Origin of the sequence: Phytohabitans sp. LJ34 (assembly GCF_052068095.1) — a bacterium.
In the GTDB taxonomy this organism is placed as follows: Bacteria; Actinomycetota; Actinomycetes; order Mycobacteriales; family Micromonosporaceae; genus Phytohabitans.
Genome location: NZ_JBQHDG010000018.1, coordinates 205,662 through 220,410, shown reverse-complemented (window position 1 = coordinate 220,410; position 14,749 = coordinate 205,662). Strand labels below are relative to the sequence as shown.

The 14,749-nt window shown below is 71.3% G+C and carries 13 protein-coding genes; 9 read left to right on the top strand and 4 right to left on the bottom strand.

Annotated features, from left to right (window positions below):
• Nucleotides 1-57: 57 nt before the first annotated feature.
• Nucleotides 58-729 (bottom strand): hypothetical protein, encoded by a 672-nt coding sequence (locus ACTMTJ_RS30085; RefSeq protein ID WP_441221813.1) that lies wholly within the window; start codon nucleotides 727-729, stop codon nucleotides 58-60.
• Between the two features lie 379 nt (nucleotides 730-1,108).
• Here ACTMTJ_RS30085 and ACTMTJ_RS30080 point away from each other — a divergent pair, with 379 nt between their 5' ends.
• From ACTMTJ_RS30080 to ACTMTJ_RS30045, 8 genes are read left to right on the top strand one after another with little or no spacing between them, the layout of a single operon-like run.
• Nucleotides 1,109-1,948, top strand: coding sequence for an eCIS core domain-containing protein (locus tag ACTMTJ_RS30080; RefSeq protein ID WP_441221811.1), 840 nt, complete (start codon nucleotides 1,109-1,111; stop codon nucleotides 1,946-1,948).
• Nucleotides 1,949-1,950: 2 nt separating this feature from the next.
• On the top strand, nucleotides 1,951-2,640 hold the full coding sequence (locus ACTMTJ_RS30075; protein ID WP_441221809.1) for a CIS tube protein: 690 nt from the start codon (nucleotides 1,951-1,953) through the stop codon (nucleotides 2,638-2,640).
• Nucleotides 2,633-4,288 (top strand): VgrG-related protein, encoded by a 1,656-nt coding sequence (locus ACTMTJ_RS30070; RefSeq protein WP_441221807.1) that lies wholly within the window; start codon nucleotides 2,633-2,635, stop codon nucleotides 4,286-4,288. Before ACTMTJ_RS30075 ends, ACTMTJ_RS30070 begins: the two co-directional genes overlap by 8 nt.
• Nucleotides 4,289-4,298: 10 nt before the next feature.
• Nucleotides 4,299-4,697: a PAAR domain-containing protein gene (locus ACTMTJ_RS30065; RefSeq protein ID WP_441221805.1), complete on the top strand. Its 399-nt coding sequence runs from the start codon at nucleotides 4,299-4,301 to the stop codon at nucleotides 4,695-4,697.
• Entirely contained in the window at nucleotides 4,694-5,104 is a 411-nt protein-coding gene (locus ACTMTJ_RS30060) for a GPW/gp25 family protein (RefSeq protein ID WP_441221803.1), read from the top strand. The genes ACTMTJ_RS30065 and ACTMTJ_RS30060 overlap by 4 nt, the downstream gene beginning before the upstream one ends.
• Nucleotides 5,101-7,059, top strand: coding sequence for a putative baseplate assembly protein (locus ACTMTJ_RS30055; RefSeq protein WP_441221801.1), 1,959 nt, complete (start codon nucleotides 5,101-5,103; stop codon nucleotides 7,057-7,059). Before ACTMTJ_RS30060 ends, ACTMTJ_RS30055 begins: the two co-directional genes overlap by 4 nt.
• Nucleotides 7,056-7,616: a phage tail protein gene (locus ACTMTJ_RS30050; RefSeq protein WP_441221799.1), complete on the top strand. Its 561-nt coding sequence runs from the start codon at nucleotides 7,056-7,058 to the stop codon at nucleotides 7,614-7,616. The genes ACTMTJ_RS30055 and ACTMTJ_RS30050 overlap by 4 nt, the downstream gene beginning before the upstream one ends.
• On the top strand, nucleotides 7,609-8,583 hold the full coding sequence (locus ACTMTJ_RS30045) for an NADase-type glycan-binding domain-containing protein (protein ID WP_441221797.1): 975 nt from the start codon (nucleotides 7,609-7,611) through the stop codon (nucleotides 8,581-8,583). The genes ACTMTJ_RS30050 and ACTMTJ_RS30045 overlap by 8 nt, the downstream gene beginning before the upstream one ends.
• Nucleotides 8,584-8,587: 4 nt before the next feature.
• On the opposite strand, the gene ACTMTJ_RS30040 is transcribed toward ACTMTJ_RS30045, so the two are convergent.
• Together ACTMTJ_RS30040 and ACTMTJ_RS30035 are read right to left on the bottom strand one after the other, a co-directional pair.
• Nucleotides 8,588-9,958 (bottom strand): COG1470 family protein, encoded by a 1,371-nt coding sequence (locus ACTMTJ_RS30040; protein WP_441221795.1) that lies wholly within the window; start codon nucleotides 9,956-9,958, stop codon nucleotides 8,588-8,590.
• A gap of 391 nt (nucleotides 9,959-10,349) precedes the next feature.
• Complete coding sequence (locus ACTMTJ_RS30035) at nucleotides 10,350-12,278, bottom strand: hypothetical protein (RefSeq protein ID WP_441221793.1); 1,929 nt, start codon at nucleotides 12,276-12,278, stop codon at nucleotides 10,350-10,352.
• A 638-nt stretch (nucleotides 12,279-12,916) separates the two neighbouring features.
• On the opposite strand from ACTMTJ_RS30035, the gene ACTMTJ_RS30030 reads away from it, so the two are divergent.
• Complete coding sequence (locus ACTMTJ_RS30030; protein ID WP_441221791.1) at nucleotides 12,917-13,039, top strand: hypothetical protein; 123 nt, start codon at nucleotides 12,917-12,919, stop codon at nucleotides 13,037-13,039.
• Nucleotides 13,040-13,077: 38 nt separating this feature from the next.
• Here the strand turns inward: ACTMTJ_RS30030 and ACTMTJ_RS30025 are convergent, their stop codons facing one another.
• Nucleotides 13,078-14,748 (bottom strand): hypothetical protein, encoded by a 1,671-nt coding sequence (locus ACTMTJ_RS30025; protein WP_441221789.1) that lies wholly within the window; start codon nucleotides 14,746-14,748, stop codon nucleotides 13,078-13,080.
• Nucleotide 14,749 lies beyond the last annotated feature (1 nt).

Here is a 14,749-nt window from a genome sequence, read left to right as displayed (position 1 = left end):
CCCACCATGGACGCTGGCAGCCTGGTTGCGGCGGCATCGGGCGCTGGCGCCCGCGCGTCACCGCCAGCCTTCCCCGGTACGGCATGTGGCACACCCCCGGCGGCTGCCCATGTCGGCCGCCGGGACCCTGCCCAGACGCTCGTCGCCCACCAGCGTCACGACTCGCTTCCGGAGCCGGCCGGCGCCGGCCGCGGCAGCCCGGCCGAAGTTGCCACGCTCGGTGAACGCCAGGCCGGCGCGGGTCGCTGCCACGTGGTCGGCGCCGGTGCGCAGGGCGATCGCCGGCCGCCCAGAGACCACGACGCCGCCAGGCCGCACGCCGACAGGCCGCACGCCGCCAGCGGCGGTCCGTGTGTTTGCGGCGCCACAGGCAGCGCTGCCCCGGCCGGCCCCACTCTGGACGGTGGCCCGCAGCGCCCACACACCCGGAGCGACCAACACGGCCCCGGTGGGCAGCACGGCCCAGGTGAGCAGCGACACGGCCCGGGTGGGCAGCACGGCCCAGGTGAGCCGCGGCACGGCCCGGATGAGCAGCAGCACCGCTCTGCCGAGCAGCATGGCTCGGACGAGCGGCACAGCCCAGGCGAGCAAATCAGCCGTGGTGAGCAGCTCAGCCGCGGCGCCCGACATCTCGGCCGTGGCGGGGAGCATGCCGGTCGCGGCGAAGAGGATGCCCGTCACGGTGAGCGCGATGCGGAGCGCGCGAACCGCGGGATTGGTGCGGCCCATGGAGTGGGCGCCAGGTGGGCCGGAGGCAGCCACCCGAGCGCACGCGCGCTTGGAGCGGGCGCCAAATGGGACGGAGGCAGCCACCCGAGCGCGCGCTCGCCTCGCGACACCTGGCCGGAAGCAGCGTGAAGGTTTCGTGCCGCACCAGCAACCCGAAACCTTCCCGATCAGGCCGCAGCCCGCCCGGCAAGTCCACCCCGCGGCGCGGCAAGCCCACCGCGCGGCGCCGCCGTGGCCGGCGTCGTCGCCCACGAGGCCGCCGGCGCACGGGATGCCCACGATCGCCAGGCCCACCCCCGTCCGAGCGAGGCCGGCGCTGGCGAGGCGGCCGGCGAGTGGGCCGTCGTTCCAGCCGCCGACGGGCGCCGGGGACCTGCCGGTGGCCGGCTCGGCACCGCTGCCGCCGGGCAACGTGCCCGATCCGACTGGCACCGTGCGGCTGACGCCTTGGCGCTCGACCGTCCAGATGAGACAGCCGCGTAGGGTGGACGCCACACCGCGACGGCGCTGGGAAGCCGCGGTCGCCGCACGTCCGCTGGAAGCCCCGCGGGCGTTGCCCGCGCCCTACCGGGCGATGGCGGCCACGATCACCGGCGCGGCACATCCGCCCCGCTTCACCACCGGACCCGCGACCCGGCACGCCCTCGCCGCGGCGGGCGCTCTGGGCGCCACCACCGGATCCGTCGTGCACCTGCCCGGACCGCCCTCGCCGGCGACGGCGGCGGTACTCGCCCACGAGCTGACACACGCCCGGCGCCCGGTCCGCCGCCCGCGCTTCCTCCTCGCCGGGCTCGCGGGAGCGGTCGACGACGACGAACGCGCCGCCCTGGCGGCCGGTGGCCTACGCCAGGGTGGCATCCCGAACGACGCCGGCGGTATGAGCGCGGGCATCGTCGACCGGCTGCCCGTCGGCAGCGGCATGGGAGGTGTCACGGACGTCGCCGCCCGCGTCGCCCGCGCCACGCTCATCGAGGCCGGCGCGTCGACGCCGTCCCCGGGGCCGGTCATGGGAAACGCCGGCCCCACCACCCAGGAGGCGGTGCCAGCTCCCGCCGCCGCCCCCGTGGTCCAGGGCGGCGCGCCCCCCGGCGCCGCCGCTGGAGGAAAGACCACGGCCGGCCCGCAGCCGCTGGACGTCGAGCGGGTCGTGGAAGCGGTGGAGGAACGGCTCCTGCGCGAGATCGAGCGCCGGGGCGGCCGATGGGCGGGGGTGTTCTGACAATGACGGCACCGCAGGAAGCCACCGGACCGGCGAAGGCGCGCCTGCGCATCGAGCCGGGCAGCGACGAGATCACGTTCCTGTTCAACCCGGCCGAGCTGACGATCACCAAGGCCAACTCCTGGGACGCCGCGGAGGGCAAGGGCCGCAACGCGCCGGAGCTGCGTTTCCAGGCGGGCCAGCCGGGCACTATCGCGCTCAGCATCACGCTCGACACGACCAGCGAGGGCACCGACGTCACCAAGCACACGAGCAAGCTGCTCGATCTCATGAAGGTCAACCCCGCGCTGCCCGGCTCGGACTCGGGGCGTAACAAGGCCCGGCCGCCGTGGGTCGAGTTCCACTGGGGGACGCTGCACTCGTTCAAGGCGATCGTGGAGCGGTTGCAGATCAAGTACACGTACTTCGCGAGCAGCGGGATGCCGTTGCGGGCAAAGGCCGACCTCAGCCTCAAGCAGTGGATGGACGACGGGCTGAAGCCGCTCCAGAACCCCACCTCGCACACGCCCACGCTGCACCGCACCCACCGGGTCGTGCGGGGTGAGACCCTCGACCGGATCGCCGCCGCGCACTATTCCGACCCGACGCGGTGGCGGCTCATCGCGGAGGCGAACGCGGTGGTCGACCCGATCGCCGTGGCGGCGGGCACGCTCCTCGTCATTCCCGAACTGCCGGTGCGTCGCCGTGGCTGAGCAGAAACGCCTCGACGGCGTGGTGCTGACGGTGGACGGCCGCCCGCTGCCACCGGACATGTACGCGAACCTGACGCTCGCCCGCGTCGAGGAGTCGGTCCAGCTTCCCGACTACTTCGCGGTGCACTTCGACGACCCGCACTTCGAGCTGTTCGACCGAGGGCTGTTCGCGATCGGTACCCGGATAGAGGTGGCCTTCCGCGCGGAGGGCGACCCGGTGGTCGTCACCGTCGGCGAGGTGACGGCGGTGGCGGTCGAGCAGGGCACCGCGGGGCGGCACGAGCTGGTGCTGACCGGGCTGGACCTGACCCACCGCCTCGCCCGCGGCCCTAAGTCGCGCAGCTTCCAGCGGATGACCGACGCCGACATCGCGGCGCAGATCGGCGGCGAGCACGGCCTCACGCCCGATGTGGACAGCACCGGCGAGGTGCACGACTACGTGTTGCAGGCGAGCGAGAGCGACTACGCGTTCCTGCGGCGGCGGGCGGGGCGGATCGGCTTCGACTTCTGGATCAGCGAGCAGACCTTCCACTTCAAGCGCAAGCCGCGCGGCCCGGGCACCCCGCCGCCGCTGAAGTGGGGCGACAACCTGCGCCGCTTCTCCGTCCGCTTCGCCTCCGGCGAGCGCGCCGACGAGGTACAAATCAACGGCTGGGACCCGCTGGCGAAGCGGGCGGTGACCGGCCGGGCGAGCGAGGGCGACCCGGGCACCGACGCACCCGCCGCCGAGGAGATGGCCGCCGCCGCCCGTCGCGGCTTCGGCCGGGTACGGCGTTCCGCCGGCCAGTTTCCGGTGGCCGACCAGGCGGAGGCCGACGCGCTCGCCAAGTCGCTGCTGCTGCGTACCTCCGGCGGCGAGGTGGTGCTGCGCGGCGAGGCGGTGGGCGACCCGCTCCTGGGCGCCGGCGGCGACGTGCGGATCGAAAACGTCGGCTCCCGCCTCTCCGGCCGCTACCGGATCACCAGTGTGGAGCACGTGTACGGCGCCGGACGTCCGTACGTGACCAAGTTCGTCTGTGGCGGGAAGGAGCCGGCCGGGCTGGCCGACCTGGTCGGCGCGACCGGTGGTGGCGGGGTCGAGCGGCGCGGCTGGGGGAGCCTGGTCATCGGCATCGTCACCAACAACGCCGACCCGGAGAAGCTCGGCCGGGTGCGGGTGACGTTCCCGACGCTGTCGGTCGACGACGAGAGCACCTGGGCGCGGGTGGTCAGCCCGGGTGGCGGCCACAAGCGCGGCATGCAGTGGCTGCCGGAGGTGGACGACGAGGTGCTGGTGGGCTTCGAGCTGGAGGACAAGACCCGCCCGGTTGTCCTGGGTGGACTGTGGAACAGGCAGGACCCGCCGCCGCAGCCCGACGTCTGCGCCGGTGGCGTGGTGCAGGCGCGGGTGCTGGCCAGCCGGGGCGACTCACGGCTGGTGATGACCGACGACCCCACCCCGTCCGTGCACCTGTCGCTGGGCGGCGACAGCTGCCACGTTCACCTCGAACGCACCGAGTCGGCCCTCACCGGCGAGCAGAAGCTGGTCGTCTCCGCCACCAACGTGGAGATCAAGGCCACCCAGAAGCTCGCCCTCAGCGGCGCCCAGGTCGAGATCAGCGCGACCGGCCCGGTGACCGTGTCCGGCAGCCCGATCAAGTTGAACTGAGGGGGAAGGCATGCCCCAACCGGCGGCGCGCCAGAACGATCCGGTCACCGCGACGGACACCCACATCCTGCTCATGCCGTCGCCGGGCGGCCCGGTGCCGACCCCGACGCCGCTGCCGTTCGCGGGCCGGCTGGTGTCCGCACTGTCGACCGACGTCTTCGCCAACGGCCTCCCGGTCGCGGTCGTCGGCAGCGTCGCGCAGAACATGCCTCCCCACATCCCGGTGCCGAGCAGCTCGTTCAGCAAGCCGCCGACCAACCAGGGGCGGGTGGTCAACGGTTCGCCGACCGTGTTCGTCAACGGCAAGCCGCTGGCCCGCATGGGCGACCCGGTGATGACCTGCAACGACCCCGTCGACCTTCCGGTGGGCACGATCACCGCCGGCTCACCGGACGTGCTGGCCGGATGAACAGGCATGGCGACTTCGTCGGCAGCGGCTGGGGCTTTCCGGCCGCGGTCTCCCGTACGGGTGCGGTGCGGCTGCTCAGCGGGACGAACGAGCTGGACGGCGCCATCCGCATGATCCTCTCGACGGTGCCCGGCGAGCGGGTGATGCGGCCCGACTTCGGCTGCGCGATGTGGGGCCTTGTCTTCGCCCCGCTCAACGCGGCCACCCTCGGCCTGATCGAGCAGTCGGTACGCGAGGCGCTGGAACGCTGGGAGCCGCGCATCGAGCTGGATCTCGTGCAGGCACGACCGGAGCAGGCCACCGGCACGGTCCACATCGAACTCGAGTATCGCGTGCGGTCGACCAACGACACACGCAACCTGGTCTATCCCTTCTATACCATCCCCTCCGAGGAGCGAATGCCATGAGTTTGCCGGCACCAAACCTCGATGACCGCCGCTTCCAGGACATCGTCGACGAGGCCAAGCGACGGATCCCACGCCACTGTCCGGAGTGGACAGATCACAACGTCTCCGATCCGGGCATCGCGCTGGTCGAGCTCTTCGCCTGGATGACCGAGATGACGCTGTACCGGCTCAACCAGGTGCCCGACCGGCTGTACGTCAAGTTTCTGGAGCTGGTCGGCGTCGAGCTGTTCTCCGCCGTGCCGGCGCGGGCCGACCTGCTTTTCACCCTCACCGCGCCGCGCGCCGAACCGCTGCGGATACCGGCCGGCAGCCAGGTCAGCACCGAGCGCAGCGGCGACGAGGAGCCGGTCGTCTTCCTCACCGACACGGACCTGCGGCTCGTGCCGCCACAGCTCGTCGCCTGCCTGACTCCGAGCGGCGACCGGTTCGAAGACCGCTGGGACGACCTGCGCCGCGCGGCCGCCTCGGTGCGCCTGTTCGTCACGCTGCGACCGGACGACGCTGTCTACTTCGGACTCGCCGAGTCGGCGGCGTCGCACTTGCTGCGGCTCGACGTGACTACCGGGCCCGAGGGCGCCGGCGTCGACCCGCGCCGGCCGCCGCGCGTCTGGGAGGCGTGGGACGGGCGGGAGTGGCGCGACGTGCGCATCCTGGATGACACCAGTGCCGGCTTCAACTCGCCCGGCCAGCTAACGCTCCTCATGCCGCCGCGGCACGAGCCGCTCGCGCTCGGTGCGCGCCGCGCGCACTGGCTGCGCTGCCGGCTCACCCGCCCGGCGACCGGCCAGCCCGAATACCGCAACCCGCCCGAGCTCGAGGCGCTCTCCGTGGTGGCGCTCGGCGGCACGGCGACCGCGTACCACGCCGAGCCGGCCCCGGCGGAGCTGCTCGGCACCAGCGACGGCCGGCCGGGCCAGGTCTTCCAGGTGCGGCGGGTGCCGGTGCTGCCGCGCCGGCCCGAGGAGACGGTGCGGGTCGTGCTGCCCCGCCACGACCGTGGGTCCGAGCCCGAGGAGCAGACCTGGACCGAGGTCGCCGACCTTGCCGACGCGACCGCCGACGACACCGTCTTCACCTGGTCCGGGGCAAACGGCGAAATCCGCTTCGGGCCGCGGGTCGTCAGCCGCGACGGCACTGTGCGGCAGCACGGCGCCATCCCGCCCATCGACGCCCAGGTGTACGTCACCGGCTACCGCTTCGGCGGCGGCCGGCGCGGCAACGTGGCGGCCAACCGGCTCACCGTGCTCCACACGTCGATCCCGTTCGTCGCGGCGGTGACGAACCTCGACCCCACCCGCGGCGGGGTGGATCCGGAGACGGTGGAAAACGCGAAGCTGCGCGGGCCGATGCTGCTGCGCGGCGCCCGCCGCGCGGTCACCGCCGACGACGTGGTGCGCCTCACGCTGGACGCCGCGCCGGCGGTGGCACGCGCGCGCTGCCTGCCGCCGGAAGACCCGGGCGATCCGGCGCACCTGCTCGTGGTGCCGCGCGTCGACGTGCCGCCCGCCGCGCTCGTGCTCGACGACCTCGTCATCCCGCCGGAGTTGGAAGAGCAGATCAAGGCATATCTGGAACCCCGCCGCCTGCTCACCATGCGACTGCGGATCGCCACCCCGACGTACCAGGGGGTCAAGATTTTCGCCGAGGTCCGCGCGGCGACGGGTGTGCGGCCGGAGACCGTGCGCGAGCACACCGAGCAGGCCCTCTACGAGTACGTCAACCCGCTCACCGGCGGGCCGGGCGGCCAGGGTTGGCCGTTCGGCATGGACCTGCAACAGGGCGACGTCTACAGCGTCCTGCACGGCGCGCTCGGCGTGCGCAGCGTGGAGGCGGTCCACTTCATCACCGCCGACCTCCGTACCCAGAAGCCGATCCAGCAGGTCGACCAGCGGGTACGGCTGGCGCCCGCGTCGCTGTTCATGTCGTTCCAGCACCGGGTGGTGGTGCGGCAGTGACCGGCTGGTTGGTGACCCAACTGCCCCGCGCGATGGTGGCCGATCCCGTGCTGCTCGGGTTCGCGACCGCCTTCGAGGAGGTCGCCGACACGGTACGGGCCCGCATCGACAGCATCGAGCACCAGGTCGACGCCGGGCTCGCCTCGCCCGAGATGCTCCAGTTCCTCGCCTCCTGGCTGGGGCTCGTCCTGGAGCCCACCGATCCGCCCGCGTACCGGCGGGCCCTGGTCCGGGAGGTCGGCCGGCTGCTCGGCTGGCGCGGCACCCGGCACGGCATCGAAGGGCTGCTGGAGGCGGCCACCGGCGCCCGGGTGACCGTGGTCGACGGCGGCGGGATCTACGGGCGCGACGACCCGGTGCCCCCGGCCGATCCGGTGGTGAAGGTCAGCCTCGACCACACCGGCCACCTCAGCGAGGCGCAGGTGCGCGGCTTCCTGGAGGGGGAGCTGCCACTCGGCGCCCAACTCGAGCTGGATGTCCGCTACCCGGCGGCGGGCCCGACCCGCGGTCGTGCCCGGGTGCGGCCACCCGGCGAGGAAGGAGGCGGCGATGCCTGACGTCACCGGCCGGCAGAGCCTTACCTGCCCCGACTGTGGGACACCGGTACGGCCCGATCGCGAGCGCCTGTGCCCGAAGTGCGGCTACCTGCTCGCCTCGCTCCGCACCACACCGGAGCCGGCGGACTTCGGCCCGCAGCGCACGCCGGGGGAGAAGGGCGAAGCCACGAGCGTCATACCCGCGAGGCGGCCCGACCCCACCGGCACCGTCATCGACGGCGCGCCGCTGCCAGGACCCGGCGAGGTCGACTGTCCACGTTGTAGGGAACGGAACCCGATGGAGCGGGTCCGGTGCCAGCGCTGCGGGCTGGAGCTGCGTGTCCCGCAAGCGGTCGCGCCGCCGCCGCTCCCGATGGCGCCGCCGGCGCCGCCGGCGCGGTCAGGCTCGCTGGCGCGCAAGCTCCTGCCGGTGGCCGGCGCTGTCGTCGGCGCGGCCGCGCTGATCGGCGTGGCCGTCTTCCTCGCCGGCCGGGGGCCGGACCTCGACGGCGATCCGCCACCGGGTGGGGGCGGCGCGGCACCGCCGGGTCTGGTGCAGGTCGACCCGAGGAGTGTCCGCGCCAGCGCGTCCAGCACCAACCCGGACCGGGGTTTCGCGGTGACGAACACATTGGACGGTGACGCCGCCACGACGTGGCAGAGCGACGGCGGGCGGTTGCGCAGCAACGTCGGTGTACGGCTGACCTACCAGTTCGCCAACCCGGTGCAGCTCACCAGGATCACGCTCGTCAACGGCGACGGCCGTTCGCCCGACGACTACGCGAACAACCAGCGGGTCAAGCGGCTCCGGCTCACCAGCGGCTCGTGGTCGGCCCGCTGGAACCTGGACGACCGCGTCGAGCCGCAGACGCTCGACGTCGAGGCCGGATCGGTCAGCTCGCTGACGCTGGAGGTGGAAAGCACCTACCCGGGCGCCCGCTTCAAGGACCTCGCGGTCACCGAGGTCGCCTTCTACGTACGGTCGTGAGCCGTCACGTGGACGGGGTGAACCGGATCTCCACGATCTGCGCCGCGGGGACGGTGCCGTCGGCGGCGGGGAGGCCGCGTACCACCAGGAAGTCGATCTCGGTGCGCCGTTCCTCAGGGGTGACGGTCAGGTCGTTTTCGACGAAGCGGGTGTTGTCTTTGTAGAAGACCTCGAGTTGACGGGTCTCCTCGTCGCCCGCGACGGTGACCTGGATCGTGGAGACCGAGACCCGCAACCTGATCAGGACGGGCACGTCCGTGCACTCGTTTTCGTTGTTGGAAAGGGCGGCGGAAAGGGAGCGGCCGCTGTTGGCGTCTCCGGTGACCGCTACCGAGAACGCGTTCGCGCACTCCTGGCGCACGCCCTGCTCCGGCGCCCCGGAAATCAGAAGCCCGCGCCGCCGGAACGCGTCGTCGTCGAGTACCCCGTTGGCTGGTTCGCCGAAGGGTTGGGTGACATCGACGACCTGCGGGTCCGGTGGCGGTGGTCCGGTGGGTGAGGGTGCCTCTGTGGTGGGCGGCGCGCTGGGACTCGGCGGGGCCGCCGCGGACGGTGAAGCCGGTGGCACGACGGCGGGCCCGGAGGTGGCGACTCCGGGTGGCCCGGTGGCACCCGGGTCGGGCTCTTCTTCGCCGCCCCGGGCGATCAGCGCTCCGGCCAGCACGGCCCCGACCACCGCGACGACGGCACCCACCATGCCGGCGGTGCGCACCAACTTCGAGGCGAAACGGGGCCGCTGCACGAACGTGGCGGTGCCGGTGCCCCGGGCGCCGCCGCCGACGGCCTCGACGGTCAGCACCCGCTGCTTTTCCTTGTTCCACGGGACGGGCGCGTGGACGCTCAGGAACGAGTGTGCTGTCGCGCCCTGCGGCAGGTCGAGGACGGGCGGCTCGAACGTCGACGCGACCCGCCGCTCCGGGTCGGACGCGCCGAGTGCCAGCCGCACCGGCAGGTTGCCCCCGTTGGTGACCTGCACCGTGTACCGGGCGCCGCGGCCGCCGGTCGCGACCTCGGGATCGACCCGCACCGCGAGGTCGTCGACGGCCGCGAGGGTCAGCGGAAACTCCTCGCAGCGCGAGACCTCCGGCCGGTAGCGCGAGCGCACGAGGACGCCCAGCGTGTAGAGGCCGGCCGCGGCCGGCGACTGCTCGGGCACCGCGAGCTGCACGGTCGCCGTGGCGGTCTCGCCGGGCCGCAGCTTGGCGACGTCGGGCTCGACCCGCGCGGTCGCGCCGGCCGGGAGCCCGAGCATCTCGACCACGTAGTGCTCGACGATGTCGCTCGTATTTCGCAGTGTGACGTCGAAGTTGAACCGATCGCCGGGTGCCGCGTCAATCCGATTGATCGACACTGTCACCCGCAGTGGCAATGCCATCCCGCCTCCCGGATCCGTCTCACACGGGAGTCACGAGTCCAATGTGCCACGCACCCGGCGCCCCGTACACCAGCTTGCGGAAAGGCGACAGAGCCGCCGCGGGAGAGCCTTCCGGGTCGAGGCGGCTCTGGCTCCGCGCCTGGAAACCGAGGTTCCAGATAAACCTAGATTCCAGATAAAGATGTGAGCTACCGCGATGTCCGTCGTGGTCCGGACCGTTGCTCCCGCGGCCTTACCCGTCCGCTGTTGGTCGCGCTGACCCCGCCGGCTGCGCCGGCCCTTGTGGGCCGGCCGGAGCGGTGCCCGCGGGAGCATACGGTCTGCGACTGACGCGGACGCGGGAAAAACAGCTTGGAAACCACCACGACGGCAACCCCGAATCCGAAGTCCGCTAGTGCGGTGGATAGGGCGGCTGCTGCGGCGGCGGGTAGTACGGCTGCTGTGGCGCCGGATAGTGCGGCTGCGGCTGGTACTGCTGCGGCGGCGTGAGCTGGCCCGGCGGCACCTGGTTGACCGGCACCCCCGTGAGTGGCGCGGGACGGGAGACCGTCACCTGCTGGGGCGGCCCGGACACCGGGATCACCGCTTCCTGCGGCGGTGGCAGGGGCACGTCGTCGAGCGCGGCCATGGTCATGCGCGGCAGCGTGGTGATCGCCGGGTCGCACTCGACCGCCTGCACGACGGACCCTCTGCCCTCACCCTTGACCAGCAGCAACGCGTAGTCGGGCAGATCCTGGAGCACACGCGGCTCGACGGCGAACTCGTAGACCCGCTGGGCGGATGTCGCGTTGCTCCAGTTGGTGCCCGTGGCGGTCGACAGCGTCTGGCTCCAGTCACGGGTATGGCTCCAGTTTCGCGTGCGGCTCCAGAAGCTGCCGCCGTGCCGCTGCCCGCCGGAGGACCCGGAGTATCCGCCCTTGGTCACCGAATGACCCTCCGAAATGGAGTATCCCTCGGAGTCGGCGACCGTGTGCGTCTCGTTGCCGCCGAGCGTGCGGGTCAGCTGGCTGAGCACGAACTTGTGCTGCCGTCCGATGAACTCCGCCGCCTGCTGCGCCTCCTGGTGGTTGCCCAGGCGCATGAAGCAGACCTCGCCGCCGCCCAGCAGCTGCCGCGTCTGCTCGCGCAGGTGCTGGAAGAAAAGCACCAACCGCACGCCGCTCCGCTCGCACACGGTGGTCAACCGCTCGATGTGCTGGTGGTGCACCTCGTCGGCGCCCGACACGACGATCGAGCCGCCCTGGACCCGCCCGCGCATCACCTGCCGGATGAGCCACTGCACGATCAGATCCTTGAGCAGCTCGCCGTGCGCACTGCGACCGTCCCGGTCGGCGACGAGGCAGGACAGGTCGACGGCGGGCAGGTCGACCGCCGAGGCACCCATCGACTCCAGCGGGCGTAGGAAGCCCTCGATCCGCCGCAGGTGCGGATGCGCCTGGCGGCGCGCCTCGTCGGACATCAGGTCGCGCACCCGCGCGACCTCCGCGGGGCTCAGCGCCGGCTCACCCGAGCGGTCGGTCAGCACCCGCAACCCGGCGATCACGCGGGCCACGGTGATGTCGCCCCCGAGCACCTCGCAGATCTCGGTGAGGATCATCGTGTCCTGGCTCCGCTCCGCGCGGCTGCCGGTCTCCCGGTCGCCGTACATCGACTCCACCAGGCTGTCGACAAGCTCCCGCGTCTCCAGGCCGGCCGCCAGGTTGACCTGGTCGAGCTGCGACGGCAGGGCGGTGAGCCGGACGGTGCGGCGTGTCTCCTCGGCCAGGCTGAGCAGCTCGCCGCAGAGCGCCTCACCGGTGAAGTCGACCAACGTGACCGCACCCCGCGTGCTCAGCAGCGAACCGCCGAACACGGTGAGGAGGGCCTCCCAACCCCAACTCGTGCCACCGACGATGTCGACCCGGCGGTTTCCCGGCGCCGGCGCGGCCGCACCCCACTCGAACATCTGGTCGACCGCGGCCCGCTGGTGGTGGTCATGCGCCGCGCGGCGGGCGTTCCAGTGCGCCATGGCCTGCTGGTAGGCCTCCTGGACGCGCTGCTGCTCGCGCTGGAGCGCGCTCTTCGCGTTGTTGTAGACAAGCCACGGCAGGACGGCGGCGCCGGCGGCGGCCAGCCCGACGAGCAGGCCGAAGACCATCAGCCCGGTGCCGGCGCCCTCGCTGCCGGAGCTGGCCATGCCGCCACAGCACAGCAGCAGAAAGCCGAACCCACCGCCGATCCCGAGCACCAGCAGGATCCGCTTGGCCATCTGTGCCTGGTGCGTCGCCACGCGCTGCGCGAAGACGGGATTGACCATCTCCGGCACCGGCGGTGGCTCCATAAAGCGACGACGATAGAGATTTCGATCGCGAAAGATCCAACCAAGCCGCTCTCCAGGCACCGCGAGACGGCTCAATTGACCAGCGACTGGGACGGCGGCAGTCATGGTGAGGGGAGCACCTTTCGACGGCGAAAATCAATGTATGGCAGTCAAGCAGCAGCCGAGTCAAGAAAGAAGTCCACTATCGGCCTAACGCACAATCTGAGCGACTGGCCAACAATCGAATGGATGATCGGACGCCGGACACCACTTTGGGCCGACCCTTTCCGGCAAAGAATGACAGCGACCTTTCGGAGTAGGATCACGCGCCGTCGTGACGCCTTCAAGCAGATTCGCCCACGTCCGTGTCAGCTGCGGACATGCCTCGATCCGGTTTCTCTCCCGTCGCTTCGCCGAGGGGCATTGGGGGACAAACGGCCAACCGGAGCTTTGAGGCATCGCCGTAGCGCTTTCGGGGTCGGCTGTTTGTGGTCGGGATGTCGGCCTGAGATGGACGGCGTGCGGCCTCGCCAGCCGAAAGCTTGTGGGCCACGTGGCTCGGATGACGATTCGGGTCCAAGAACTGACAGTCCCATATGGACCCGCCGGCGTACGGTCCGCCGGTCAAGCTATTCCAGCACCTCGAAGGGCGGAGTCCTATGTCGACTATCAAGGCGGCCACCATCGGCGGCGGAGTCGCGGCGGCGCTCGGCGTGGCGGCCGTTGCCGTCACCCGTGATTTCGCCGTACTGACCGGACCGCTGCTCTGGTTTCTCTTCTGAGCGACCGCACCGCGGATGGCCGTCGGCCGGTCTCGGGGCTACAGCTGGATGATGTTGTAGTAGTCGAGGCGGTCGACGGTCAGCCTCAGCCTGCCCTGCCGGCACGAGAATGCCGGTGACTTCGACCCCGCGAAGTCCGGCGACACCACCGTGAGGCGTCGCGGGCACGACGGTACGTCAGCCTCCACAGTGAACCCGGTCTGTGGCGTGATCCCCTGGCTGTAGTTGTGGTTGACCAGGTGGATCGAGCGCCTTCCGGTGCCGCGCTGCACGAGCAGGCTCGCCGATACGTTGGCCGCACTGGCACGGACCGCCTGTGCGCCGATCGCGTTGTCCTTGAAGAGCGTGCGGTGCTCCTTGTAGAAGCGCGTGTACGTGGTGAAGAAGTCCATCATCCCCAGGTCGGTCGCGGTCGGGCTGCCAACCGTGTCCTTGAGGTGGAAGGACGGGAAGATGCCGTTCGCGTACGCCTCCGCGCCGAAGATCTGCCAGTAGTCCTTCTTCTCCTGCAACGGGAGGTTGAGGTAGTTGGTCATCATGTCGCTCGGCCAGTCGATGAATACGACGACCGGCACGGTGCCGGCGATGCGGGCGCTCTGGTCCTTCAGGTAGCGGTACTGCGACTGGAGCGACTTGGCGCCGTTGAGGTGCCCGTCGACCACGGGCACGTAGTCGGCGCCGCGGAAGTCGGGCGTCTGTTCGTCGGGGTTCCACGGATACATGCCGACGCTGTTGAAGTCGACGTAGGGCCAGAGGCCGTTGGAGGAGATGAGGAGTCGCTTGTGGACGGTGCGCCAGGCGTACGCGCGCAGCTCGTCCACCATCTGCTTCCAGTACCGGCGGATGTACGTGGCGGTGAACGACGTGTCCTCGGCGTACATCCGGTTGGCGACCACGCGGCCCCACTCGGGCGCCAGCGGGTTGGCCGCGTTGAGCGGGTCGAGGTTCCAGCCGCCCGCGCGCAGGTACTCCCGGTAGTTGAAGTTGGCGGCCAGGTCGCCGGCCGGCACGTCGCGGCGGAGGATGTTGTCGTCGGTCATCCCGAAGCGCGACTTCCAGTCGGCCGCGGTGTATGACGGGTACTTCGCCAGCAGGTACCGGTTGAAGTCGGCGATCGCGTAGTCGTCGAAGCCTTCGTTGCCGTTGAAGCCGTACTTCGAGCCGCCGCTGAAGCCCGCGTTGATCTCGTCGAAGTTGACCCCGTCGACGCCGCCGTCGATCTGGATCCGGGCCCAGGAAAGGAGGTACTGGCGATACTTCGGGTTGAAGATATTGCCGCGAAACGCGGGGTCCGGGACACCGATCTCGGGATGGGGCACGGTGTTGCCGTCAGCGTCCTTTGTGGCCATGTCCGCGAAGATTTCCGGCGTCGCGAAGTCTTTCTCGAAGATCACGCTGGCGGTGCCGCTGCCCATGAAGTTGATGCCCTTGGCGTGGTAGCGCCCGATCTGCGCGAAGTTGTAGTCGGACGCCTCGTCGCCGGCGGTGGACCACTTGCCGATCGCGCGGATGGTGGTGTCCGGGTCGAGCTCGTAGACCTGCGGATCCTCCTGGGCCACGTCGGACTGGCTGAACCCGTACACGACGAAGTCCGCGGGCCGGAGTGGGGTGGCGGTGGCACCCGTGGCCGGCGCGGACTGTGCCGCGGCCGTGAGCGCCACCGCCACGATGCCCGCTGACCAGCGTGTTACTCCAGATCGCCGTGGCATC

Coding starts and splice junctions, on each gene's coding strand:
- ACTMTJ_RS30035 (WP_441221793.1), bottom strand. CDS start 12,278: ATGGAGCCACCGCCGGTGCCGGAGATGGTCAATCCCGTCTTCGCGCAG.
- ACTMTJ_RS30040 (WP_441221795.1), bottom strand. CDS start 9,958: ATGGCATTGCCACTGCGGGTGACAGTGTCGATCAATCGGATTGACGCG.
- ACTMTJ_RS30030 (WP_441221791.1), top strand. CDS start 12,917: ATGTCGACTATCAAGGCGGCCACCATCGGCGGCGGAGTCGCGGCGGCG.
- ACTMTJ_RS30045 (WP_441221797.1), top strand. CDS start 7,609: ATGCCTGACGTCACCGGCCGGCAGAGCCTTACCTGCCCCGACTGTGGG.
- ACTMTJ_RS30025 (WP_441221789.1), bottom strand. CDS start 14,748: ATGCCACGGCGATCTGGAGTAACACGCTGGTCAGCGGGCATCGTGGCG.
- ACTMTJ_RS30075 (WP_441221809.1), top strand. CDS start 1,951: ATGACGGCACCGCAGGAAGCCACCGGACCGGCGAAGGCGCGCCTGCGC.
- ACTMTJ_RS30085 (WP_441221813.1), bottom strand. CDS start 729: ATGGGCCGCACCAATCCCGCGGTTCGCGCGCTCCGCATCGCGCTCACC.
- ACTMTJ_RS30055 (WP_441221801.1), top strand. CDS start 5,101: ATGAGTTTGCCGGCACCAAACCTCGATGACCGCCGCTTCCAGGACATC.
- ACTMTJ_RS30065 (WP_441221805.1), top strand. CDS start 4,299: ATGCCCCAACCGGCGGCGCGCCAGAACGATCCGGTCACCGCGACGGAC.
- ACTMTJ_RS30060 (WP_441221803.1), top strand. CDS start 4,694: ATGAACAGGCATGGCGACTTCGTCGGCAGCGGCTGGGGCTTTCCGGCC.